We start from the raw sequence: 23,974 nt of genomic DNA, 5'->3' as shown, positions 1-23,974 counted from the left end.
CGCGGCAGCCGCGCTGTTGGCTCGCTGGAAACATGGCTCCTGACGAAGCACTGATCATGGAAATGCCGGTGAAAATGGCCCAGGGATTCGCACGGGAACTCGCGCAGGACGCGGCGCAGGAATTCGATGTATTCCTGGCGTCCGTGGCACGCCCCGAGCTTGGCGAGATCCGCATCGACGAAGCGCTCTTCGCCGTCGGCCGCAGCGAGCTGCCGTTCGCCGCCTATCCGGAAGCGCTGGCTGCGCCGCTGTCGCGGCGCCATGCGCGCATTTTTACCGAGCATGGCGCGGTCTATGTGGCCGACCTCGGCAGCAAGAACGGCACGCGTGTCAACGGCGCCACGGTAGCGCGCCAGCCCGCGCGGCTCCGCGATGGCGATGAAGTGGCCTTCGGGCCGGCGCTGTCCTTCCGGGTGCGGCTGTCGCCGCGCGCGCCGCAGCCGGAGCCGCCACGCGTGGCGCTGACGCTGGTGCCGGAGCGCCATGACGTCGGCCTGCAACCGCTGCACGTGGATCAGTTCCCATACCTGATCAGCAAGGGCGACGATGCCTTCGCGCGCTTTCGCGACAGCTATCCGCAACAGGTCAACTACCTGTCACGGCGCCATGCGCATGTGTATCTCAAGGGGGGCATCCCCTTCGTCGAGGATCTCGGCAGCACCAATGGCACCTTCGTCAACGGCAAGCGGCTGGCCGACCACGGCGTGCCGCTGGACGATGGCGACCGGATCGCGTTTGGCGGCAACCACTTTGTCTACCAGGCGCAGCTCCGCTACGCCGGCGATGGCGATGCCACCGCGACGCGCTCGCTGCTGGAGCCCGTCGCCGCGGCGGACACGCCGGCCGCGTCCGACCCCGCCACGCCAGGCGCCCGCGATGACGGTGACCGCACCACCTTTGTCGGCGCGCCCGATTCCTTCCTCGACATCTTCTGCGTCGACTACGCCGCCCGTCAGGAGGATGAGGTCAACGCCGAGGCCGAAGCCCTGGCCGCCGCTGCCACCGCTGCGCAAGACGGCACGCAGGGGCGCCGGCGCGGCCGCGGCGCGCTGCTGGTGGCGGAAGGCGCGCGTCTGTTCGGGCTCGACGACACGGCGCGCACACGGCGCGCGGCGCGCTGGGGAGGAGCGTTGCTGCTGCTCGCGGTGGTCGCGGGCGCGGCGCTCTACTGGCGTGGCGCGCCTGAGCGCGCGGTGCAGTCACGGTTCGCCGCCGGCGACCACGCGGGCGCGGCGCAGGCGGCCGACAGCTATCTGGCGCGACATCCCGACGATATCCGGGTCCAGGCGCTTGGCACCGAAGCCTTGTTGCGGGCGTATGTGCCCGATTTCGCCGCCAGGCTGAAGGCCGGCGACATGGCTGCAGCCGCTGCCGTGCTTGCGCGGATGCGCACGCTGGGCGCGCACAACGCGGAGGCGCGGCCGCTGGTGGCCGAACTCGACTGGATCGGCAGGCTGGAACGCTTCACCGCGCCGCGCGGCGCCGATGCGCCGATCCGTCTCTACACCGACGAGGCGCCGATCCGCGCGCTGCTGGCGTACTGGAACCAGGACACCGCGGCACACCAGCGCGCACTCGGGCGCATTGCGGGCGAGGTGCCGGCGTTCCGCGACCTGTATGCCGATGCGCTCAGCGATGTGCGCCGGCTGCAGAACGACGCCTCGGTCTATCTGGCGGCAATCGACCGGCTCAATGCCACCATCACTGCCGAACTGGGCCGCGATCGCCCCGAGGCCTTGCAGCCGGTACTGGCCGAATACCGCGACAAGTATCCACGCCTGGCGGGTTTGGAGCGCGTGCAGTCGGACCTGGATCGCTATACCAGCCTGATGCAGGCATTGCGTGCGCGCCGGCCGGGGCAGCTGGTGGCCCGGCTGGCCGACAGCCGTCTGGCCACGCCGCCGTTCCAGGCGCAGCTTGCCAGCCTGGCCGCGCGCCTGCCGCCGCCGGAGCTGGCGCGCCAGTATGCCGGTGCGGCCCGCGCCTGGCAGCAGGGCGACAGCAGCGCCGCGCTTGCCGCGCTCGGGCAGATTCGTGGCGGGCCGTGGGCCGACGACCTGGCACGCGACATGGCGCACAAGCAGAAGGTCGCGGCGCAGTACGCGGCGTTGCAGTCCGCGCGCGGCAGCCGTGGCTACGAGGACCGGCTGCTGGATTTCTACGCGATGCTCGATGCGGACGAAGACGGCTATTTTGCCAAGGCGGTCGAGGCCGATGTCAACGGCGTGCGCGACAGTGCCCTGCGTCGCGCGCGCGAGCTGATGGCGAGCGCGGTCGCGGCGTGGAAGCAGTATCGCGCCAACGGCGTGATCGGCGGCGAGCAGCGGCTCGAGCCCGGCATCTCGCCCAGGTTCCGCGCGCAGGCGCGGCTGCTGTCGCAGGCACAGGACGACGCGCGCCAGGGCATGCGGATCTTCACGCAACTGCGTGCCGGCGAGAGCGCCGACCTGGCGCAGCTGGCCAAGGTCGAGCAAGAGATACGCGCCGAGGCCGACCAGCAGCGGCACGCGCTGCGCGAACTGGGCACGGTGCTCGATCCCGCCGTGCTCAAGGCCAAGCTCGAGTTGATCGGCGGTGAAGACACCGGCAAGGCGCCGGCATCGTCCGCGGCGGCCGCGGCCACGCCACCAGGTCCGGCGGGGAAACCATGAAGGACGATGCCCGCCACGCCGGCCTGAAGCCACTGTCCGAGGCCCTGGAAGACCACGGCGCCGAAGGCATCGGCCTGCTCAGCGCCGAGCCGTCGCGCCTGGGCCTGCTGACCATCGTCACCACCTTCGCGCTGGTGCTGTGCGGGCTGGTCTGGTCGTTTGTCGGGCATGCCGATGTCATCGTGACGGCGCAGGGCACGCTCGCGCCGGAATCCGAGGTGCGGCGCTTCTATGCCCCGGTGGACGGCGAGCTTGCCGACCTTTACGTGGCCGAAGGGCAGCCCGTGTCGAAGGACGATGTGCTGGCGCGCCTGAATGCACGTGGCGCGATCGAGGCCGCCGCCAACGCGCTGGAGGCGCAGCTCAAGCTGGAAGACTCCGAACGCGAGTGGAAGCAGTTCCCGGACAAGAAGGCGCTGATGGAACGCCGCGCGGCGGCGCTCAAGCAGCAGATTGACGTGGCCACGCGCCAGCATGAGACCCGCATCGCCGAAGGCACCACGCGGCTTGCCGAGCAGCAGCGCGCCCAGCTGCAGGAAGCGCGCAGCAACCTCGAGAACGCGCGGCGCGCGCGCGAGTTCGCGCGCCAGGAACAGGACCGCTATGCGCGCTTGCTGGCGCTGCCCGGCGGCGGCGGTGTGTCGCAATCGCAGGTCGACGCCAAGCGCGCGGCGGCGCAGGACGCGGAGAACACCCTGCGCGTGGCGCAGTCACGGCTGACCGAACTGGAGGCGCGCCTGGGCCGCGAACTGACCCAGGCCAGTTCCGAGCTGGAAAGCAGTGGCCAGGACCTGGCGGGCCTGCGCGTGCAGTATGACGCGGCGCTGCGCGAGATCGCCAATACCGAGGACAAGCTGCGCCTGCAAGTGCAGACCGCGCGCCTGGTGGCGGACGCCGCCGCGCGCATCCGCTTCGAGAATATCGACAAGGACAACTTCCTGCTGATCCTGGCGCCGGTGTCCGGCGTGATCACCGATGTCACCTCGACCCAGCGCGGCGACAAGGTGCAGGCCAATACGCCGCTGGGCGGCATTGCGCCCAAGGATGCGCGCCCGGTGGTGAAGATCGTGATTGCCGAGCGCGACCGTGCCTTCCTGCGCGAGGGCTTGCCGGTCAAGCTGAAATTCAACGCGTTCCCGTACCAGCGCTACGGGATCATCGACGGCACGCTCGAGTTCATCTCGCCCGCGACCAAGCCGGGCGGGCCGGACAAGCAGCCGGTCTACGAGGGCCGCGTGCGCCTGGCGCGCGACTATTACACCGTGGCCGATAACAAGTATCCGCTGCGCTATGGCATGACCGCCACCGCGGAGATCGTGGTGCGCGCGCGGCGCCTGATCGATCTCGGGCTCGACCCCTTCCGCGAGGTGGCCGGCTAGCGCCCCGGTGGCACACAGCAACAGCATCTGGACAGCCGGGCGCGCAGCCGCGCCGGGCCGTCAAAGGAGTAGCAAACATGACTGGCATCGTGCGTATCGACGACGAGGTGCTTGGTGTCGAGGAATTCGTGCGCCTGCTCAAGCTGACCGGGCAGTTTGAAGGGCTGGTCGAGCAGATCGTGCGCGACAAGCTGACCGTGCACGCGGCCATGCGACAGGGGCTGGTGGTCACGCCGGAACAGATCCAGGAACGCGCTGACCAGTTCCGCCGCGTGCAGGGCCTGCACCGCGCCGCCGACATGAACCACTACCTGGATGCCCTTAACGTCAGCCTGGACGAGTTCGAGGCCTTTATCACCGACAACCTGTACCAGGAGCGGATGATGGAACAGGTGTGCAGTGAAGCCGCGGTGCAGGAATACTTTGCGCTGAACTCGCCACGCTTCGACAGCATCGAGGTCAGCCATATCGTGGTCGACAGCGAGGGCAAGGCCAAGGAGCTGATCTCGTACCTGCAGGACGACCCCGAGGCCTTTGCCGAGATGGCGCGCGAGCACTCCATCGCCGACACCCGCGAGCGCGGCGGCGAGATCGGCAAGGTGCTGCGCGGCTCGCTCAAGACCGATATCGAGGCCAAGGTTTTCAACGCCGAGCCGGGCGACCTGCTGGGGCCGTTCCCGTCGGCGGACCGCTCGTTCTTCGAGGTCTTCCTGGTGCGCGGCAAGCACCCGGCCACGCTCGACAGCGAGGTGGCGGTCGAAGTGCGCCGCCTGCTGCGCGAGGACTGGCTGATGGCGAGGGCGCAGGAACATGTCATCGAAGCCCGCTAGCGAGGCCGGACCGGCCGGCGCTGGCGCCGCCACGGCCGCGCCGCAGCAGCCGGAGGCGGGGCCGGCGCTGGCCGCGTTCCTGGCCGGCGTCGAGATCCTGTCGGTGCTGACGCCGGAGGAACTGGCGCGCCTGGCCGAAGCCGCGCAGGTGCTGAGCTTCGGTTTTGGCGACACCGTCTGTAATGCCGGCGATACCGCGCCGGGCCTGTTTATCGTCAAGTCTGGCTCGGTGCGCGTGTTCAACGAAGAACACGGCAAGGAAATCAGCATGGGGGTGCGCAAGGCCGGCGAGGTCTTTGCCGATATCGCGCTGCTGCGCGACTACCGGCACGAGTCGTCGGTGCGCGCCTCGGGCAAGACCGAGCTGCTGATGATCCCGCGCAGCGTGAGCGAGCCAGTGGTGGCGGGCAACCCCGCCGCGCTCGCCTTCATCACCAGCTATGTCGCGATCAGCTCGGCCGGCGGCTTTGTCGCGCGGCTGTTCGACCTGCGCGGCAAGCTCGACAAGCAGGAGCTGGAGGACGCGGTGCGCAGCGTCGGTGTCAAGCGCGTGGCGGCCGGTCGCGAAATCCTGAAGCAGGATGGCCGCGAGGACCGGCGCCTGTACGTGGTGCGCCAGGGCACCGTGCGCATCGTGCGCAGCGAAGAGGGCAGCGAGTTTCCGCTGGCCACGCTGGGGCAGGGCGATATCTTCGGCGAGCGCGCCTGCGTGATGCGGCAGGAGCAGCTGGCCTCGGCCCTTGCCGAGACCGACGTGCGCTTGCTGGTGATTCCCGAGAAAACCGTGCAGGTGATCCTGGAGCGCAATCCGCGCCTGCGCGAGGTGCTGGAGGAGCGTATCCGGGTGCTCGATCGCGAGCTGCACCGGCAAAAGAAGCTGGCCGAGCGGCGCAAGCGCCCGGTGCTGCTCGACCTGGCCTCCAAGCCCGAGCTGGGCGAGAAGCTGATCCGCCGCTTCGCGCTGGTGGAGCAGGCCGAGGAAATGGATTGCGGCGCGGCCTGCCTGGCGATGATCTGCCGGCACTACGGCATCCCGATGACGCTGGGCAAGCTGCGCGAACTGGCCAATGTCACCACGCAGGGCGCCACGCTCGACAGCCTGGCGCGGGCGGGGGAATCGCTGGGGTTCACCACGCGCGGGGTGCAATGCACGCGCGATTCGCTGATGGGCTTCGAGCTGCCGTTCATCGTCCATTGGGAGGGCTACCACTACGTGGTGGTGTACGGCATCTCGTCGCGCTGGGTGTGGGTGGCCGACCCGGCCATCGGCTTCCGCAAGATGAGCGCCGAGGAATTCGAGCGGGGCTGGAGCGGCACGTGCCTGCTGTTCTCGCCGGGCGAAAGCCTGACGCAGCTGTCGGTGCAGCGCTCGCCATGGCTGCGCTTCATCGGCTATCTGGCGCCGTACAAGAAGATCCTGGCGCACCTGTTCCTGGCGACCTTCGTGATCCAGATGCTGGGCGTGGTGCCGCCGTTGATCATCCAGAACATCCTGGACGGCGTGGTGGTGCACCAGAACGTGGGGCTGCTGCACCTGCTGATCGCGGGGCTGGTCATCTCCAGCGTGTTCTCGCAGCTGATGTCGACGATCCGCGCTTACCTCGCCAACTTCATGGTGCGCAACATGGATTTCGCCATGATGTCGCACTTCTTCAAGCACACGCTGTCGCTGCCGTTATCGTTCTTCGCCAAGCGCAAGACCGGCGACATCTTCGCGCGCTTCCAGGAGAACCAGACCATCCGCGCCTTCCTGACCGAATCGACGGTGACCACGGCGCTGAACCTGCTGATGGTGTTTATCTACTTCACCATCATGTTTCTCTACAACGTCAAGCTGACCCTGCTGCTGATCGCCTTCGTGATCCCGATCGCCGCGCTGACGGTGGTGGTGACGCCCCGGGTCAAGGCCTATGCCCGCGAAGTCTTCGCCGCCTCGACCGATGCCAAGGCCTACCTGATGGAGACGCTGGGCGGCGCCGAAACCGTCAAGGGCATGGGCATCGAGCGCCCGGTGCGGCTGCGCTGGGAGCGCAAGTACACCAAGGCGCTGGAGGCGCAGTACAAGGCGCAGGCGTTCCATATCCTGGTCGGCCTGGCCAGCCAGCTGCTCAATGCCGCCACCACCATCGCGGTGCTGTGGGTGGGCGCGACGCTGGTGCTGGAGCGCGAGCTGACCATCGGCCAGCTCATTGCCTTCAATGCCTTCATGGGCAGCGTGCTCGCGCCGCTGATGGGGCTGGTGGCGCTGTGGGGCCAGCTGAACGACGCCGGCGTGGCGATGGAGCGTCTGGGCGACGTGCTCGACCTGGAACCGGAGCAGAAGCCGCAGGACGTGCTGTCGCGCGTGATGCTGCCCGACTTGCAGGGCGAGATCGTGATGAAGGACCTGTACTTCCGCTACGGCGGTGAAGACACGCCTTATGTGCTGGAGAACATCAGCTTCGCCATCCGGCCCGGCGAGATGGTCGCCATCGTCGGGCGCAGCGGCTCGGGCAAGACCACGCTGGCCAAGCTGCTGGTGGGCTTCTACAAGCCCACCGAGGGTTCGATGACGGTGGACGGCTATGACCTCAACGTGATCGACGCGGCGTTCTACCGCGCCCAGGTGGGTTACGTGATGCAGTCCAACCTGCTGTTTTCCGGGACCATCGCCGAGAACATCGCCTGCGGCGACGACAGCCCGGACCGGCGCCGCATCGAGGAAGTGGCGCGCATGGCCGACGCGCATGCCTTTATCAGCAAGCTGCCGCTGGGCTACGAGCAGGTGGTAGGCGAGCGCGGCATCGGCCTCTCGGGCGGGCAGATCCAGCGGCTGTGCATTGCGCGCGCGCTGTACCACGACCCGCGCCTGCTGGTGTTCGATGAAGCCACCTCGGCGCTGGATACGCAGTCCGAGAGCAACATCCTGGCCAATATGCAGGAAATCCTGCGCGGGCGCACCGCGGTCATCATCGCGCACCGGCTCAGCACCATCATGCAGGCCGACAAGATCCTGGTGCTGTACGAAGGCGCCATCGTCGAGCAGGGCCGGCATGATGAGCTGCTCGAACGCAAGGGCATGTATTTCCAACTGGTGCAGAAGCAACTGAGTGCCGCATGAAGCTATACAACCAGGGTGCCACCCCCGTCTCGGTGACGTCGCCGGTGTCGTTCGCCGGCCTGATCGAGAAGATCGAGATCCTGCGCTCGACCCTGCGCTGGGCGTCGAAGCTTGACCGGCCCGAGATCGAGAAGCTGCTCAAGCAGGCCACCACGCTGCGCGACGAGGTGATGGGCCTGTCGCACAAGGAGCGCTTCGTGCAGGCGGCGTCGGCCGAGGCCGCGCCGCCGCAGCCGGAGGTCGAACGCCTGCCGCGCGAGCGCCGGCAGGCGCTGATGGAGCGCAGCTTTATCTTTGAAGGTACCTTCGGCGACAACCCCAGGCTGCTCGAAGCGCTGGAAATCGCCGAGAAGGCCGCGCCCACCGACCTGCCGGTGCTGATCGACGGCGAGAGCGGCACCGGCAAGGAGCTGATGGCCAAGGTGATCCACGCCAATGGCGCGCGCACCGACAAGCCGTTTATCTCGGTCAACTGCGGCGCCATCCCCGACAGCCTGCTCGAGTCCGAGCTGTTCGGCCACAAGAAGGGCGCCTTCACGGGCGCCAGCAACGACCGGCGCGGCAAGTTCGAGAGCGCCCATGCCGGCACCATCTTCCTCGACGAGATCGGCGAACTGCCGCTGACCGGGCAGGTCAAGCTGCTGCGCGTGCTGGAGGCGCACGAAATCCAGCGCGTCGGGTCGGACGAGATCATTACGGTCGACGCGCGCATCGTCGCAGCGACCAACAAGGACCTGCGCCGGATGAGCCAGGCCGGCACCTTCCGCGAGGACCTGTTCTATCGCCTGAGCGTGATCCACGTCAGCCTGCCGGCGCTGCGCGAGCGGCGCGACGAGATCCCGCTGCTGGTGTCGTTCTTCAGCGACGAGGCCGCCGGCATGCTCAGGCGCGCGCCGGTCCGGCTGACGCCGCGGCTGCGCGACTTCCTGCTGCACTACGACTACCCCGGCAATATCCGCGAGCTGCGCAACCTGCTGTACCGGCTGAGCTGCCTTGCCGGCGATACCGCCGACCTGCCGCATTTGCCGCAGGACATCCGTCCGAAGCCCGCCGCGCTAGCCGTGGTCGGCAACGGTGCGTGCGGCGCGGACGCCGCCATGGCGACATCGCTGAGCGAGGCCAAGCGCGCGGCCAGCGACGAGGCCGAGCGCGCCTTCCTCGAGCGCGGACTGCAGGAGGTGGGTGGCACGGTTGCCGAACTGGCGCGGCGCTTCGACATGAACCGGTCGCACGTGCAGATGCTGCTCAAGAAGCACGGCATCCATTCCAAGGACTTCCGCGCCAGCCGGCAGGCGGATGGCGGCAAGGGGTAACGCGCGCGAGGCGTCAGGCGTCCAGTTCCGGATTGACCAGCGTGCGGTCGGAGCCGTACGGATCGGCCGCGCGCAGCACCACGACCGACACGTTGTCGCGCCCGCCCGCATCGAGCGCTTTCTGCACCAGCGTCAGCGCGGCCTGCGCCACGTCCTGCTGTGCCAGGACCGCGGCGATCTCGTCATCGTCGACTTCATTGCTCAGGCCGTCGCTGCACAACAGGTAGCTATCGCCGTCGACCACGTCGGTCAGCAGCTGCTCCGGCGCCAGCGCCGGGGCCGCGCCGACCGCGCGCGTGATGGTGTTCTGCGCGGGATGGTGGCGCGCCTGTTCCGGCGTGATCAGGCCCCGCGCCAGCAGGCGTTCGACCTGGTTGTGATCCCGCGTGAGGCGCACCAGCTGGCCGCCGCGCAGCCGGTACAGGCGGCTGTCCCCGGCCCACAGGCAGGCACAGCGGCTGTCGCCCGCAAGCAGGACCACCACAGTGCTGCCGATGCAGCGCACCCCCAGTCGCGCGGCTTCGTCGACCAGCGCCAGGTTCACCCCCTGCAAGGCCGCATGCGTGGCGTCGATGCGGTCTTCCAGCCGCGCCTGCGGCGGCAGCGCCGCCAGCGCGCGCACTACCGCCTGGCTGGCGAAATCGCCGACGGCATGGCCGCCCATGCCGTCGGCCACGGCCCACAACTGCTGGCCGGGCAGGTCCAGGCAAGCGTCCTCATTGCGCTCGCGCACGCGCCCGACGTCCGTGCACGCCGCCGAGGTCCACCGGAAATGCGAGTCGCAACCCAATCTCGTCTCCGCTCCGCATCCGCCCGGTCTACGCCACCGCGCCGGTCGCGCCCGAGGCATTGGCCACGGACGCACCAGCACTCAATTCCACACCGGATCAGACCAGCCGGCCGTCGTTCCTGGCACCCTGGTCGGCCCGGACATTGATGTTGGCATTGGGCGCGTTGTTGCGGATATCGATGTTCTGGAACTGGTTGTTCATCTGATCAGCATAGAAGCTGTAGTTGATCTCGTAAAAGTTGATCACCGCGCCGAGCGGCGCCGGCGACGAGGGCACGAACGGGCGGATCCAGCCGAACACCCACTGTCCGCCGGCGCCGCGCACGCGCGCCATGGCGGCGGGAGCCAGTTCGCGGCAGCTGGCAAGGTCACGGATCGAAAGGTTGGCCATGATGCGGTCTCCGGGAGAAGCGGCGTTGCGCCGGGGCGGTACGGACATTGAGCAAGCGGCGTGCCACGGCCGCGAGCCGACCGGCGCAGACCGGAAACCCAGGCGCGCCGGGGGTGCCAGCCAGGCGCGGCCCGCAGCCGCCCCCGGCCGCGTTGGTTGACTGCCAACACCCCGGCAGGCCAGTGTCGGTCAACCCCCACCACTGCAGCGGCGCCGGGCCGCGGGTGTGCGGATTTTGATATACTCCGGCCCGTCTCCAGGATCACCGCGCCCGCGGCTTGCCGTCCTGGCAGTCCTGTCCCTCGCCGTAGTTCAATGGATAGAACGAGCGCCTCCTAAGCGCTAGATACAGGTTCGATTCCTGTCGGCGGGACCATAGAATAGTTCGCGGCAGTTCGTCAAAGTCCTCATCTCCCAAGTAAATCGAGGCTTAGCGTCGCATCGGCGTTCGCTATAGTTCGTCTTGGACCGTTGTATCCGTCACTTTTGAGGGATCCTAAGGGACATCTTCGAATGCCCCTATTTTCGGTGCCCTCGAGCTAACCACGAAGGGAGACACAGTGCTGGGTTCTTCTCCAACATAAGGAGCGCGAAGAGAAGCCGTGGTGGCACCGACCGGAAGCTAGATGCCAGTCAAGGGCTGAGGCGCTCAGAATGGCGATTGCGCTTAGAACCGGCGTTGGTATGCGCTGGCGTTAAGATGTGGAAATAGCGGTAGACCATACCCACCAAAGCCCCGAAGGCGAAATCCAGCAGGATCGGATTCGTCGCAAAGTCGAGGTTGATGTTGTCAAGGACAGGTGGCCTCTCTGGGTAGAAGGTGAAATACCCGTTCAGGGTTGGCACGAGATACGAGAAAGAAAAGGAACATGCCTAGAGTAGAAGCTTAAGACTCCGGAATAACATCGAGGGCGCGAGGAGCATAGAACAGCATTACATAGTTCAGCGTCACCCGACGGTAAGACTCGGCTAAAAACAGTGGCTTCTCCAGTTTTTGCTGGAAGAAGCAAGAGGCTCTCCGGCAACATCGAGGACGGATGGATGGAGCTCGACGTTCTGCCGTAGGCAAATCCAGGCTGCGGTCTAGGAAGCATTGGCAGGCCACACACGGGCGAATCGCTTCACGAGAAATTCCGCGGCGCTCTTTAAGCCCCGTTGGCGCCCCATGTCGTGTGAACCATGATGAAGCCACCGATCATGAAGAATAGGTCGACATCGACGCCCCCCATCGAGAGGAAGTGGCGCAAGCCTGGAAGATCATCGCTTCCTGCAAGCAGGTAGACGGAGTGCTTAAGGACACGAGGAGTGCAGCAACACCCCCATAGCGTGGACGGAAGGGATAGGCGTCTAGTCATCAAGTTCTGCTTTCTTTGCGTCGTGTGGCAATCGTATCGCCAGCAGCAGAGAGACCTCCGAGTCAGCCTGGATATCCGCAAGCGATTGTGTGGGCCACCCCAGCCCACCATTTAGGCTCACCTTGCGATAAGTCGGTCTGCAACCCTCAAGCATGGTCCAGTGACGAATGTCTGTATCACTGCGGCGACGAGGAGCGATCCGAGCAGTACTGTAGATGTCAGCAAAAAAGTGTTCCAGATCGGATGGAACTCTGTCATCTCGAACACCTTGTCCCGCAGCCATACCAAAACCAATGGGTGTACCAGATAGATTTCGTAAGAGTAGGTGGAGATCGTGTTCATCACCCGGTCCAGTATCGCCCCATCAGCTGGTAGCCGCGTCGAACTCATGAATAGCCCGAACACGCCTAACGATAGGGCGTACATGTTCAGGCCTTGATCGAAGATTCCAATCTCTAATTGCCAAGCACGCGCGAAGAAGGTCGTAACAAATCCTAGCGCCGTCAGCGTCAGGAACGCTGGTCTGTATCGCTTCCCATCTACCCTGGTGATGGCATACCCGCCAACAAGGTAAAGAAGCCACGGGCCTATGGTGACCAGACTTCCGTTGATATGGAGTCCTACAAGAGGGGAAAGCTGCCGCAACTGCAACAGCGTCATCGAGACCAGTAGCCCTGTCCATAGCATTCTGTTGTCCATCTGCGTTACGGCGATCGATATGAAAGGTACGATGAAGTAGATGCCAATAAGGGTATAGACGAACCAAAGATGGTAGAACTGCGGTTCGCGAACTATTGCCATCCAGAAGTCGCCGAAGGACATTGGCGACGGCTTCTCGACCAGGTGCCCGTAGACGTAGTAGGCCGCCGAGTAAAGGATGAACGGTATTAGGATCTTTGGGAAACGTCTTAGGTAAAAGCGGCTCACCGAGTCACAAGGCTTAGTCAAAAGCAGCGCGCCGCTGATCATGAAGAACAACGGCAGTCCAACCCGTACTGTCGTGTCGATGATGCCACCCACGATTCCGGTCGGACTCCACATGGCAGGCTTATGGAAAAACGGGCCGTGTGTGTGGATTCCAATCACACAGATCGCCGAGAAAGCCCGCAGGTGGTCTACGTACTTTTGCCTTGTCATTATCAAAAAATGGCAGATCCTCTGGATCGGCCATTCTACCAACGTCATAGCCGCCACCCGTCGTGGCGATTCTCAGCCCGCTCGCGTGGGCAATTTTTGTTTCCCGAGCCGCCATGCCACTCACTATTCCCGCAACTCTGCCGGGAGGCCAGAACATGGCAGCCTTCCTGGACATGCTGGCATTCAGCGAGGGAACGTCACCCGTTCCGGGGAAGGTCGACGGCTACAACGTCAACGTCGGCCGCACGCTGTTCCAGGCGACGTCAACCACCCACGCATAGCGGTCCTGACGCGGTCGGGCTGGAGCGACGCCGCAGCCGGTACCAGGTCATGGCAGCCATTCCGGGAAGGCCAAAACGGATGCCTGGGACTGGGCGAGCCGCGCGTGCGGGGTGCAGGATTTCAGTCCGGCCGCGCAGGACAAGGTTGCTGTCTACCTTATCACCCGCCGCGGCGCGCTCGCCGACATCCCAGGTCGGCCGTCTGGCCGACGCCATCGCGAAATGCCGAAAGGCTGATGTCGATCAACCTTGTGGCGAACGCCATCATCTGGGGCGGCTCGATGTGGGCCGTGCTGACGCAGAGGGTGCGGAACCGGGCCGGCGGTGCCATCGTCGTGCTGTTGCTGGTCAACTTTGCAGCGCTCGGAAACACGATTAGTCCATGGACATGCCACAGCGAGCCAGAAGTCGGGCTGAACACCGCCGTCGCGCTAGGTGTCTTGTGGGGCATCTGGCGACTGGAACTGCAGCACCTAGTGAAGCGGAGGCTGGCGTGCGCATTCTCGATCCTCGCCTGTGGCTGGCTGTCCTGGTGGTCCTTGGCGCGGCTCGCGGTGCCGGCTACGTTAAGGGCAGATTAGACCGGAAGGCCGTGGAGCGTGCGGCCGCGCAGAAGGAGGTCGGTGACTTGGCGCACCAACGCCGACGCCGCCTTCAGCCTGTACCTGGAAATCCGCGACAAGAAGACGGTGCAGTACCGCACCATCACCGAGACCGTGGAGGCTGCCAAGCATGCGACGCCTGACATTGCTGATTGCCGCACTGGTGACGACTGGATGCGCATCTATCGCGATAACGCCGCCATTGCCAACGGCACAGACTTGTTCGCGAGCACTGGAAGCGTCGACGGGGCCGACGCTCGCTGATCTCAGGCAGTTCGCCCTTGACCTGCAGTGTCAGAGCCGCGAGTGCCGGGACCGCCATCAGGCGTTGATCGACTCGCTTGGTTGGAAGTAAGGCGCCACGTCAAGTATCGCCGCGCCGGCTGCTCGACGGTGTAATAGGTGAGTGTAGCCACCAGCAGTACCGCCCCTACCGCCACGATGCCGCGATACGGCGCCGGCAGATCAAGGAATCGAGACACAACACGCGCGACCAGCGGGTGCATAAGGTAGACCGAGTATGAGATGTCGCCGAGGAAAACCAGAGGCTTCGTACGCAGAATGGACGAAAGGAATGAGCGGCCTAGCGAGATGAATACCAAGGCCGGGTAGATGAACAGCACCACGACATAATCGGCCCCCTCCATCCCCGGCGTCTTGTATGCATAGCTCACCCAAGCTAGCAGAGCCAATACAGCGATTGCCGCTGCATTCCCGCCCAGCGACGGTGTGCCATGGACGGTTAGCGTGCGCGCCATCACTACGCCTAGCGAGAATCCCATCACGCAGCGCACCAGCCCGATATTGATGCCGAACTTGTTGGCGAAGGTGAAATCTAGATTCGGGCCCATAGTGGTGAAGATGAACAGGCCCGCTACGATTACCGCCGATATGAAGAACGCAGCCGTCGGTCGTAGCTTCACGAGCACATAGAACCACAGCAGGTTCACGACCATTTCAGTCGAGATCGACCATGACACATCGTTCCATGTCATTTGGCTGGTCAATCCTACGTTCTGCAGGAACACCAAGTTCAAAAAAAATGAGTAGAGCGGCATGTACCAGTTCACTACGTGCCCATGTCCCGTCACCCATGACCACAGCTCGGCCAGCAGAAATAACGCTAGTGCCAGATAGTGAAGGGGTGCCAGCCGGGCAAATCGCCGTGCGAGGAAATCACGCGCGCTAATAGAGCCGGATAGGATCTGAGCCTCATAGGTCTTGGTTAGGACGATCCCGCTCAGAATGAAGAACAGGTCGACAGCAAGGAATCCCCAATGCACAACGCGCGACCAGAAGAACGGCTGGAAATGGGTGAAGACCACGATGAGGGCGGCGATCCCTCGTAGGGAATCAATCTCATATATGCGGCGGTTGCTCATGTGTCGGCCTTGGTGCAAGCAGCGCGCATTGTAGCGCGCGCTGATACTTCCCCACCCGCCAATATTCCACTAAGGCGGAGGGGAAACTTCTCGGAATTCCTCCGAGCATGCGGATTTCGACCGGGTCCAAGCGCTCCGGCGGCACGCCGCCGGGGGGACTTCAACCGCGGCGCGTCGCCAGTGGTAAACAGCGGGCGGTAGCCGTCGTATTTGATCTCGAAGTGCCAGCCGGGCTCGCTTGGGATGGTTTTGCGCTCGCACACCAGCATCGGCGTAGCTCTGCCAGGGTCGGTACCGGTGGCAGCGCGGGCATGATCGTTATCCGACGAAGTCAGCGGGATTGGTGCTTTCGGCACGCAGTCGCACGCCGGCCGCCCAGTGGCTGGATGTGCAGCTCGATATCCTCGCGTCGAGCTCCGGCCCACCCCACACTGATGGCGGCTTCGAGCGCAGGCTGCCAGTCTCCGCTCGCTCGCCGATATCAGTCGCCGTCCGACATGCCAGAACCTCTATCGCCATTACCGATCCATTTTTTCTGGGTCGAGCGCTACCGGTCCTACAAGTAGTCCGTAGTTCCATCTCGGCGCGGAAGGCCGCCCAGTAATAGTGGCTGTGGCGGTTATGGCGTACAAGGCTTCTTCTCGACGAAGAGACGCACGGTGCCAAGGTGGCCAGCTTCTATCAACACCTCATGATGATTCGGCGTTGCCGCCGTGGCCGGCCCAGCGTCTGCAGGCTGGCGGCAATGTGGTCACCTTGGACGCGTCCGAGGATGCCGTTGGCCCTGGTGGTTGGATAGGACTCGGGAATTGTCGCTGGCAGGTGGCAGCCGGCGGCGAGTTTGCTATTGCCCGTGGTCGACTTCCGCAATCGCTGCGTGCTCGCGCCGCGCAAACACGCCCGTGCTTGGCGCGGCCTCAGCCCAGCCACTCACTGCGTGCCGCCGCACCTGTCCAGCAGCCTGAAAAGAGACGAAGTCCGGCGTCCAGCGCAGCGCGCGGACGTGGCGCACATCGAGACCATGGACGACGATTTTGTCCCGCCTCTCGGTGATGGCTTCGCAGTCCAGCCGCTCTTCGACCTGGTCGTCGGGAAGGAACTGTGCCTCGAGGAATACCGCGGACATGTCGCGCAGTTCAGTGGACATGCTTCCATGCCTCCACAATGATGCTGAAGGTCACCGCAACCGCGCCGGCGCTGCCGAAATCGACGGGCTCATCGTTCTTCGGATACCCCACCAGCGGCGACGCGCGCATCATGCGCAGGATGCCTGGGTTCACCTTCCGGCTCGCCTCAACGGCGGCGACAACCTCGTCTTCGATCTGATGCAACAGGCGCCAGGTCAGGTGCCCGGCGGCTCGTGGCGGGCTACGATGTCCGGCGCAGCCTCGCGAATAGCGGTTTCGGCTACGTGGATGGGATCCATGGGTTTCAGTATTGAGTACTGTATGGATATACGTGTACCCAAGCGCCAAAACCCCAGCATTATTTTCGGGGCATTGGTAGGGGCACCGAAATACTCACAGGACCGGTATCCCGCGTACCTAGCGGATTTCTAGCGTTTTTATGAATCCTGTCGGCGGGACCAGCCCATTTCCCCGCTTCCAGCAATTCCCGGCAAGGCACCGTAGCGCTAGGCTATCCGGCGGATCCAGCCTTCGCTGTTCCCGAGTTTCCTTTGATCTGCGCTCGGCATATCAGGACAAGTCATTTGCCGAGGATTCTGTGTCCCCGGCAGATGGCCCTTTTACTGATCACCATCAGATCCCTGCGCTGCATGGCTGCATAAAGTCGCTGTCGGCCATGTCCTTCGCTATCCCGTTCCTGCTGGCCCCGCGTCAACGAGAATGTTTCTCAAGGCGTTACGAAATCTTACTGGGCGAATGCCGGCGGCCGGCCGCGGCGGGCAGGGATTCGACCCATTGTGCGAAGGGTTGCAATCGATTTATCTTTTGCTTTCAAGGGGATGGACGCAAGGATCAGCAGTCCCCCTTGCCTGAAGGCGGGTTTGAGCCACTTTCCTTCCAGGTCCGGCGTAATGGTTTGTAAGAATAAGAGAATGCTCTGAGCATAAAAGAGCACTCAGTGGAGGAGAAATTGAGAGTGCTTTTTACGAACTTCCACCGCGAAAACGGTGGGGGGCATGATACTTATGTCGTCAATCTGTTGACGGGACTGGCGCCCCAGCATGAAGTCACCGTCGCCGTTCCGCGCACGAGCCGTTTATACCGGCTTGCCAGCGTCCGCCCTGCGGTCCGTGTAGTTGCGCTGGACTATGCTCCCCGAGGCCTACGCTGGCTGTGCGAAGTCTGGGCGCTCTGGCGGCTCATCAGCCTGGGGCGGTTCGATATCATCCATGTCAACGGCTCGGCGGACCACAAGCTGGTTTCGCTGGTACGCCTCATTGCCTTGCGTCGGCCACGCATTATCTATACGAAACACAATGACCATCGCAGCACAAGTTTCGGTAATTGGCTGCGCGCCTGGATCGGTACGGATCATGTGATTGCAGTCAGTGACTATGTCGAGCGTAAGCTGCGCTCGTCTCCATACTGCCGTGTGCCGATGACCACTGTTCCGCATGGCCTCGATCCCGAGTATTTCGCACCGCCCGATCTGGCGCGCGTCGAGGCGGCGCGGGCGCGGTATTTTGGTCCCGACGCTGCTTGCACCGTTTTTGTCAGTACCGCCGGCACCCGTTATGAGAAGGGCTGGACGGATTTGCTCGCGGCTGTTGCGCAACTGCCTTGCGACGTGCGCAGCGGTGTGCGCGTGATCCTGGCCGGCGAAGCGCCCTTGCCCTGCATGACGAGTAAAGTCGCTGCGCTCGGTCTTACCGATCAAGTCGTGTTTACTGGCTTGCTCGACGATGTTCGCCCCGCCCTGGCGGCGGGGCATGCTGCTTTTGTGCTGTCGCGAAGCGAGACCTTGTCATTTGCCTGCCGTGAGGCGATGGCGATGGGCCTGCCGGTACTGGTCAGCGATGCCGGCGGCCTGCCGGAGAATGTCACCGATGGGCAGGACGGCTGGGTCGTACCCCGCGCTGACATCGCGGCACTGAAGGCGCGTCTCGAGCAGATCCTGGCTACGCCTGGCCAGCTGGGTGAGATGGGGCAGGCTGCCCTGGCGAAAAGCGCGACTTGCTTCGGCATGGATCGCTTCGTGGCCGCCACCCTCGGGGTGTATCAGGCGGCGCTTGCGCGCGGTGCCCGGTTCCACGTGCTTCCTGCCGCGCCTCGGCGTAGCCTCGGCCAGTAAAGCCGCGCCTTTCTTCCGCCATGTCGATCCCGATCCTGACCTATCACCAGATTGATATCGTGCCGCCCGCTGGCACGCCATTTCGCGGCCTGACCGTCAGTCCCGCGCAATTTCGTCAGCAGCTGGCGTGGATGCGCCGGCTCGGCTATCGCGGCCTGTCGATGCGCGAGCTCATGCCCTATCTGCGAGGGGAGCGGACGGGCAAGGTGTTCGGGATCACGTTTGACGACGGTTTCCGCAATGTCCACCGCCATGCGTTGCCCGTCCTGGCCGAATTTGGTTTCAGCGCCACCAACTACTTTGTGTCTGGCCAGATCGACGGCGGCAACGTCTGGGACGCAGGCCAGGGCATTCCGCATGCGCCGCTGATGAACGCAAGGGAGGTGCGGGAGTGGGCACGCCTTGGCAACGAGGTGGGCGCCCATACGGTCGATCACGTCCACTTGCCCGCCTTGTCGCCGGAAGAAGCGCGCCGCCAAATTGAAACGTCGAAAGCAGCCCTGGAGGACCTGGTGTCGATGCCAGTCACCGCGTTCTGTTACCCCTATGGCGAACAACTGCCGCTCCACCGGGACATGGTGCGCGAGTCCGGGTTCGACAACGCCACGCTGACGCAGCGTGGCCTGGCATGTGCCGATGACAATCCGTTCGGCCTGCCGCGCGTGCACGTGCATTGCGGCACCAACCTGTTCCGCTTCCTGCAGAAATGCCTGACGCGACATGAAGATAAGCGGCGAGCGAAATCGGAGGGATCCTGACATTGGCGCGCCACTTGAAGCAAAACTGGTAGCGCGGTACCCATGCCGCGTCAATGCGCGCTGGTCTTCGAAAACAGCTGGATCACCGCCACGCCGGCAATGATCAGCCCGATCCCGACACAGGCCGCCAGGTCCGGCACCTGCCGGTACAACACCACGGCGATCAGCGATACCAGCACGATCCCGGCGCCGCTCCAGATCGCATAGGCGATGCCGACCGGCACCGTGCGCATCACCAGCATCAGCAGATAGAAGGCGGCGACGTAGCCGGTGACCACCAGCACGCTGGGCATCAGCCGCGTAAAACCCTGCGAGGCTTTCAGGCTGCTGGTGGCGATGACTTCGGCGACGATGGCGAGGGCGAGCAGCAGGTATCCGTTCATGGCTTGCAGAAGTGGTTGGCCGGTTTGGGCCTGATCCGGCATCTTAGCGTCCTGCGCATGTTGCGCCAAAGCCGCGTCCCTCCCTCGCGGTGGTTGTGCGAAGCGGCCATGCAGGATTGAATGTGCCGATCAGGACCGCACCGGGCGGGCGCACGCTGGCCTGCGGCAGGACGGTTGTCGAGGCAGTCGCGGAAGTTTGCCTGACCAAGCCGGCACGCACGATGCCGGTGGCGGGCGCGGGGGATAGGGGAGCGGTATGCAACACACTGGCATCGACGGCGCGGCCGTCTCGGCGTCATCTGCGTCCGGGGACACCGTCATCACGCCTGACACGAATCCATGGCAAGACACCATCGCGGCGGCGGACCAGGCGCTGGAAGAAGCCGCGCGGATTCAGCGCGGGGTGCAGCACAACCTGAGGCTGATGCAGGAGGTGCGCGCGCTGCGTGAGGAACTGCGCAAGGCCCATGCAGAGGCCGACCGCTACCGCGGCATGCACGCCCGGGTAGTCGTGGGCATGCGCCAGCTGGAAGAAGAGCACACCGGCGCAATCAGCCGGCTGCATGCCGACAACGAGATGCTGGTGGTGCGGCACCGGGTCTACCGGCTGCTGGCCGAGCACTACGCGCGCGTGGCGCTGCGGCTGGATCCGCAGGCCTTTGCCGGGGACCGCGACCGCGTGCTGCAGCACATCCTGTTCCAGCGCCGCAAGGGCGTGCCGCCCGAGGAAATCGGGCTGTCCGACCTGGCTTTCCTGCTGCTGTAGCGTCCCGGCGCGGGCCTGCCGTCAGGCCGGCCGGGGGCGCAGCACGTGGTAGGCGAGCACGCCGCCCACCACGCCCCAGAACGCCGAGCCGATGCCCGCCAGGGTCATGCCGGAGGCCGTGATCATGAACGTCAGCAGGGCAGCTTCGCGCTCCGCCGGGATTTGCATGGCCACGGTCAGGCCGTTGGCGATCGAGCCCATCAGCGCGAACGCGGTCACGCCCACCACCAGCGCCTGCGGAAAGGCGGTGAACAGCGCGGCAATGCTGGCGGCAAGCGTGCCCGCGACCAGGTAGCCGACGCCGCACACCACCGCCGCGGTATAGCGGCGGTGGCGGTCGGGATCGGCCTGCGGTCCGGTGCAGATCGCCGCGGTGATGGCCGCCAGGTTGATGCCGTGCGAGCCGAACGGCGCCAGCGCGGCCGAGGCCAGGCCGGTCACGGTGATCAGGCGCGAGGCCGGCACGTGGTAGCCGTCGGCCTGCAGCACGGCCAGCCCGGGGATGTTCTGCGAAGCCAGTGCAACGATGAACAGCGGGATCGCCAGGCTGATGAAGGCCGGCATCGAGAACGCCGGCGTGGTCCACACTGGCACCGCGAGTTCCAGCCGCACGGCCGAGAAATCGAGCTGGCCGAGTCCCCCGGCGACAACCACTCCTGCCAGCAGAACCCCCGGCACCGCATAAGCCGGCCACAACCGCCGCCCCAGCAGGAAGGCGGCGAACATCGCCAGCAGCAGCACGGTCTGGTGCTGCGCCTGCACGAACACGTCCACGCTGATGCGGAACAGGATGCCCGCCAGCAGGGCCGAGGCAATGCTGGCCGGCAGGGCGCGCATCAGCTTGTCGAACCAGCCCGTCATGCCGGCCGCCGTCATTAGCAACGCGGCCAGCAGGAAGGCCCCGATGGCCTCGGCATACGGCACGCCCGGCAGGCTGGCGATCAGCAGCGCGGCGCCGGGCGTCGACCATGCCACCACGATCGGCACGCGCAGCGCCAGCGACAGGAAGATGGTGGTGATGCCCATGCCGATCGACAGCGCCCAGATCCACGACGAAATCTGCGCGTCGGTCAGGTGGGCCGCGTGTCCCGCCTGGATCATCAACACCAGCGAACTGGTATAGCCGGTGAGCGTGGCGACCAGCCCGGCGACAAGCGCCGACACGGACAGGTCGGAAAATTTCAGCGAAGCGGTGGTCATGGGCGAGGCAGCAGGCACTTGGATACGGCCGCCATCTTCGCATGAGTGGCTTGGCCGTACCAATTTGGCCCGGCGCGCCGGGGGCGCAGCGCGGCGGCCATCGTTGACGGGGCTTTCCCTTACGGACTTGTCCGACTGGAGCCGGCCGTGGGCCGTTGTTATGCTGGTTTCGTGCCTTGCGAGCAGGGCACCGAGGAGAGACTCTTGGGCCCGCAGTGCGCGGGCCCTTCTTTTTTGCCCGGCCGGGTCGCGGTGCTGGTCGTCTACAATGCGGGCTGCCGCCGTGGTCCCGCGCCGCCGGCTCGTCCCTTCTTTCCTCGCTGTCTCGTCTTCCTTCCCATGGCCCTGTTTTCCATTACCGACGCCCAGCTTGCCTTCGGGCACGTGGCCCTGCTCGATCACACCGACTTTTCGCTGGAGGCCGGCGAGCGCGTTGGGCTGATCGGGCGCAACGGCTCGGGCAAGTCCTCGCTGCTGAAGATCGTGGCCGGGCTGTCGGCGCCGGATGACGGCCTGATCGCCCGCCAGAGCGGCGTGACCAGCGCCTACGTGCCGCAGGAGCCGCAGTTCGCGCCCGGCATCACGGTGTTTGACGCCGTCGCGCAGGGCATGGGCGATGCGCACGACCTGCTGGTGCATTACGAGGCCGCGGCAGAACGCGTGGCCCAGCATCACGACGACGAAGCCGCCCTGGCCGAACTGCATCGGCTGCAGTCCGAACTGGATGCCGCCGACGCGTGGCAATTGCGCACCCGTGTGGAAACCACGCTGGCGCGCCTCGGCCTGGACCCGCACACGCGCGTCGATGCGCTCTCGGGCGGCCTGCAGAAGCGCGTGGCGCTGGCGCAGGCGCTGGTGGCCGAGCCCGACATCCTGCTGCTCGACGAGCCGACCAACCACCTGGACGTGGAAGCGATCCGCTGGCTCGAAGACCTGCTGCTGCAGTTTCGCGGCAGCGTGCTGCTGATCACCCACGACCGTGCCTTCCTTGATCGCGTCGCCACGCGCATCGTCGAACTGGACCGTGGTCGGCTGGTGTCGTTCCCTGGCAACTTCGCCGCCTACCAGGCCCGCAAGGAAGAGATGCTGGCCGCCGAGCAGGTCGAGCAGGCCAAGTTCGACAAGCTGCTGGCGCAGGAAGAGGTGTGGATCCGCAAGGGCGTGGAAGCGCGCCGCACGCGCAGCGTGTCGCGCATCCAGCGGCTGGTGGCGATGCGCAACGAGCGCGCCGCGCGCCGCGAATTGCAGGGCAACGTCAAGCTGGAGGTGTCGCAGGCCGACCGCTCCGGCAAGATCGTGGCCGAGCTGACGGATGTCAGCAAGGCGTATGGCGACAAGGTGGTGGTGCGCGATTTCACCGCCACCATCATGCGCGGCGACAAGGTCGGCCTGATCGGCCCCAACGGCGCCGGCAAGACCACGCTGCTGCGCCTGATCCTGGGCGAACTGGCGCCGGACAGCGGCACCATGCGCAACGGCAGCAACCTGCAGGTGGCGTATTTCGACCAGATGCGTACCGCGCTGGACCTGGAGAAGTCGCTCGCCGACACCATCAGCCCGGGCAGCGACTGGGTCGAGGTCAACGGCCAGCGCAAGCACGTGATGAGCTACCTGGGCGACTTCCTGTTCGCGCCCGAGCGCGCGCGCTCGCCGGTCAAGTCACTGTCGGGAGGCGAGCGCAACCGGCTGCTGCTGGCGCGCCTGTTCGCGCGTCCGGCCAATGTGCTGGTGCTGGACGAGCCCACCAATGACCTCGACATCGACACGCTGGAGTTGCTGGAAGAACTGCTGCAGGACTACGGCGGCACCGTGTTCCTGGTATCGCATGACCGCGCTTTCCTGGACAACGTGGTGACCTCGACGCTGGCCGCCGAAGGCGATGGCGTCTGGCGTGAATCGGTGGGTGGGTATTCCGACTGGGTCGAACAGTCGGCCCGCAGTGCCGCGCTGCAGGCAGCGCGCAAGCCCGCCGAGCAGAAGGCGGCCGAGCCGGCCAAGGGCAAGGACTCCCGCGAGGCGCGTGGGGCCAATCGCACCGTCAAGCTGTCGTACAAGGAGCAGCGGGAACTGGATGCGTTGCCCGAGCGCATCGCTGCGCTGGAGAGCGAGCAGAAGACGATCTCGGCGCAGCTGGAGGATGGGTCGCTGTATGTCAGTGATGCGGCCAAGGCAGCTTTGCTTGCCACGCGGCATGATGAGATCGAGATGGAATTGTTGGAGGCGTTGGAGAGGTGGGAGGGGTTGGAGTTGAAGGGGAAGGGGGAGGGGGTGTAAGGGGGTTTTTTTGGGGCAGTGTTTGTCGCTGTTGGTGACATGCTGTCGGCTGTTGAACCAGGCGGTCCAAAAGCCGACAGCATGTCACCAGGGCCTGTCAGCGTTTTTGTGTTCAGGGCAGATA

General features: G+C 65.2%; 22 protein-coding genes and 1 tRNA gene. 13 read left to right on the top strand and 10 right to left on the bottom strand.

All coding sequences use genetic code 11. The features are described 5' to 3' along the window. The first annotated feature begins 32 nt into the window (after positions 1 to 32). The 5 genes from E5S69_RS17725 to E5S69_RS17705 all read left to right on the top strand — a co-directional run bounded on the left by E5S69_RS17725 (position 33) and on the right by E5S69_RS17705 (position 9,273). On the top strand, positions 33 to 2,651 hold the full coding sequence (locus E5S69_RS17725; protein ID WP_171515957.1) for an FHA domain-containing protein: 2,619 nt from the start codon (positions 33 to 35) through the stop codon (positions 2,649 to 2,651). After that, positions 2,648 to 4,030, top strand: coding sequence for an HlyD family efflux transporter periplasmic adaptor subunit (locus E5S69_RS17720; RefSeq protein WP_171515956.1), 1,383 nt, complete (start codon positions 2,648 to 2,650; stop codon positions 4,028 to 4,030). The genes E5S69_RS17725 and E5S69_RS17720 overlap by 4 nt, the downstream gene beginning before the upstream one ends. 77 nt (positions 4,031 to 4,107) lie before the next feature. Next, complete coding sequence (locus E5S69_RS17715) at positions 4,108 to 4,860, top strand: peptidylprolyl isomerase (RefSeq protein WP_171515955.1); 753 nt, start codon at positions 4,108 to 4,110, stop codon at positions 4,858 to 4,860. Then, on the top strand, positions 4,841 to 7,960 hold the full coding sequence (locus E5S69_RS17710) for a peptidase domain-containing ABC transporter (protein ID WP_171515954.1): 3,120 nt from the start codon (positions 4,841 to 4,843) through the stop codon (positions 7,958 to 7,960). Before E5S69_RS17715 ends, E5S69_RS17710 begins: the two co-directional genes overlap by 20 nt. Beyond that, the gene (locus E5S69_RS17705; RefSeq protein WP_171515953.1) at positions 7,957 to 9,273 is read left to right on the top strand and encodes a sigma-54 interaction domain-containing protein; all 1,317 of its coding nucleotides are present in this window, start codon (positions 7,957 to 7,959) and stop codon (positions 9,271 to 9,273) included. Before E5S69_RS17710 ends, E5S69_RS17705 begins: the two co-directional genes overlap by 4 nt. A 13-nt stretch (positions 9,274 to 9,286) precedes the next feature. Here E5S69_RS17705 and E5S69_RS17700 read toward each other — a convergent pair whose 3' ends face one another. Both E5S69_RS17700 and E5S69_RS17695 read right to left on the bottom strand, forming a co-directional pair. Then, positions 9,287 to 10,063, bottom strand: a complete 777-nt coding sequence (locus E5S69_RS17700; protein WP_171515952.1) for a PP2C family protein-serine/threonine phosphatase — start codon at positions 10,061 to 10,063, stop codon at positions 9,287 to 9,289. A gap of 97 nt (positions 10,064 to 10,160) precedes the next feature. Continuing rightward, complete coding sequence (locus E5S69_RS17695; protein ID WP_171515951.1) at positions 10,161 to 10,454, bottom strand: hypothetical protein; 294 nt, start codon at positions 10,452 to 10,454, stop codon at positions 10,161 to 10,163. Between the two features lie 301 nt (positions 10,455 to 10,755). On the opposite strand from E5S69_RS17695, the gene E5S69_RS17690 reads away from it, so the two are divergent. Then, positions 10,756 to 10,830: transfer RNA gene (locus tag E5S69_RS17690), tRNA-Arg, on the top strand. Between the two features lie 257 nt (positions 10,831 to 11,087). Here the strand turns inward: E5S69_RS17690 and E5S69_RS17685 are convergent. From E5S69_RS17685 to E5S69_RS32430, 3 genes are all read right to left on the bottom strand, one after another. After that, positions 11,088 to 11,300, bottom strand: a complete 213-nt coding sequence (locus E5S69_RS17685) for a hypothetical protein (RefSeq protein ID WP_171515950.1) — start codon at positions 11,298 to 11,300, stop codon at positions 11,088 to 11,090. A gap of 626 nt (positions 11,301 to 11,926) precedes the next feature. Further along, entirely contained in the window at positions 11,927 to 12,946 is a 1,020-nt protein-coding gene (locus E5S69_RS17680; protein ID WP_236901378.1) for an acyltransferase, read from the bottom strand. Beyond that, a complete protein-coding gene (locus E5S69_RS32430; RefSeq protein WP_236901381.1) occupies positions 12,858 to 13,103 on the bottom strand; it encodes a hypothetical protein in 246 nt (81 codons plus the stop codon). The genes E5S69_RS17680 and E5S69_RS32430 overlap by 89 nt, the downstream gene beginning before the upstream one ends. On the opposite strand from E5S69_RS32430, the gene E5S69_RS32650 reads away from it, so the two are divergent. From E5S69_RS32650 to E5S69_RS17670, 3 genes are all read left to right on the top strand, one after another. After that, positions 13,102 to 13,227 (top strand): hypothetical protein, encoded by a 126-nt coding sequence (locus tag E5S69_RS32650; RefSeq protein ID WP_272871724.1) that lies wholly within the window; start codon positions 13,102 to 13,104, stop codon positions 13,225 to 13,227. The genes E5S69_RS32430 and E5S69_RS32650 overlap by 2 nt on opposite strands. A 236-nt stretch (positions 13,228 to 13,463) precedes the next feature. Beyond that, positions 13,464 to 13,808: a hypothetical protein gene (locus E5S69_RS17675; RefSeq protein ID WP_236901374.1), complete on the top strand. Its 345-nt coding sequence runs from the start codon at positions 13,464 to 13,466 to the stop codon at positions 13,806 to 13,808. A gap of 42 nt (positions 13,809 to 13,850) precedes the next feature. After that, positions 13,851 to 14,093: a hypothetical protein gene (locus E5S69_RS17670; protein WP_236901373.1), complete on the top strand. Its 243-nt coding sequence runs from the start codon at positions 13,851 to 13,853 to the stop codon at positions 14,091 to 14,093. A 2-nt stretch (positions 14,094 to 14,095) separates the two neighbouring features. On the opposite strand, the gene E5S69_RS17665 is transcribed toward E5S69_RS17670, so the two are convergent. The 3 genes from E5S69_RS17665 to E5S69_RS32960 form a co-directional block, all read right to left on the bottom strand. Then, on the bottom strand, positions 14,096 to 15,211 hold the full coding sequence (locus E5S69_RS17665) for an acyltransferase family protein (protein WP_171515948.1): 1,116 nt from the start codon (positions 15,209 to 15,211) through the stop codon (positions 14,096 to 14,098). 844 nt (positions 15,212 to 16,055) lie between these two features. Beyond that, the gene (locus E5S69_RS17660; protein ID WP_171515947.1) at positions 16,056 to 16,358 is read right to left on the bottom strand and encodes a hypothetical protein; all 303 of its coding nucleotides are present in this window, start codon (positions 16,356 to 16,358) and stop codon (positions 16,056 to 16,058) included. After that, positions 16,348 to 16,542, bottom strand: a complete 195-nt coding sequence (locus tag E5S69_RS32960; protein WP_236901372.1) for a DUF2471 family protein — start codon at positions 16,540 to 16,542, stop codon at positions 16,348 to 16,350. The genes E5S69_RS17660 and E5S69_RS32960 overlap by 11 nt, the downstream gene beginning before the upstream one ends. 766 nt (positions 16,543 to 17,308) lie before the next feature. On the opposite strand from E5S69_RS32960, the gene E5S69_RS17650 reads away from it, so the two are divergent. Together E5S69_RS17650 and E5S69_RS17645 are read left to right on the top strand one after the other, a co-directional pair. Further along, positions 17,309 to 18,469 carry a glycosyltransferase gene (locus E5S69_RS17650; protein WP_171516116.1) on the top strand — a complete coding sequence of 387 codons (1,161 nt, stop codon included), beginning with the start codon at positions 17,309 to 17,311 and terminating at the stop codon, positions 18,467 to 18,469. Positions 18,470 to 18,489: 20 nt separating this feature from the next. Further along, a complete protein-coding gene (locus tag E5S69_RS17645) occupies positions 18,490 to 19,227 on the top strand; it encodes a polysaccharide deacetylase family protein (RefSeq protein WP_171515945.1) in 738 nt (245 codons plus the stop codon). A gap of 50 nt (positions 19,228 to 19,277) precedes the next feature. Here the strand turns inward: E5S69_RS17645 and E5S69_RS17640 are convergent, their stop codons facing one another. After that, complete coding sequence (locus E5S69_RS17640) at positions 19,278 to 19,610, bottom strand: DMT family transporter (protein ID WP_171515944.1); 333 nt, start codon at positions 19,608 to 19,610, stop codon at positions 19,278 to 19,280. 256 nt (positions 19,611 to 19,866) lie between these two features. Here E5S69_RS17640 and E5S69_RS17635 point away from each other — a divergent pair, with 256 nt between their 5' ends. Beyond that, positions 19,867 to 20,376 (top strand): hypothetical protein, encoded by a 510-nt coding sequence (locus tag E5S69_RS17635; protein ID WP_171515943.1) that lies wholly within the window; start codon positions 19,867 to 19,869, stop codon positions 20,374 to 20,376. A 21-nt stretch (positions 20,377 to 20,397) separates the two neighbouring features. Here E5S69_RS17635 and E5S69_RS17630 read toward each other — a convergent pair whose 3' ends face one another. Next, a complete protein-coding gene (locus E5S69_RS17630) occupies positions 20,398 to 21,576 on the bottom strand; it encodes a benzoate/H(+) symporter BenE family transporter (RefSeq protein ID WP_171515942.1) in 1,179 nt (392 codons plus the stop codon). Between the two features lie 339 nt (positions 21,577 to 21,915). Here E5S69_RS17630 and E5S69_RS17625 point away from each other — a divergent pair, with 339 nt between their 5' ends. Beyond that, entirely contained in the window at positions 21,916 to 23,850 is a 1,935-nt protein-coding gene (locus tag E5S69_RS17625) for an ATP-binding cassette domain-containing protein (RefSeq protein ID WP_171515941.1), read from the top strand. Positions 23,851 to 23,974 lie beyond the last annotated feature (124 nt).

Origin of the sequence: Cupriavidus necator, from assembly GCF_013141915.1 — a bacterium.
Lineage (GTDB): Bacteria > Pseudomonadota > Gammaproteobacteria > Burkholderiales > Burkholderiaceae > Cupriavidus > Cupriavidus necator_B.
Note: the sequence above shows the minus strand (reverse complement) of the source record. Positions and strands in the feature narration are given on the sequence as shown.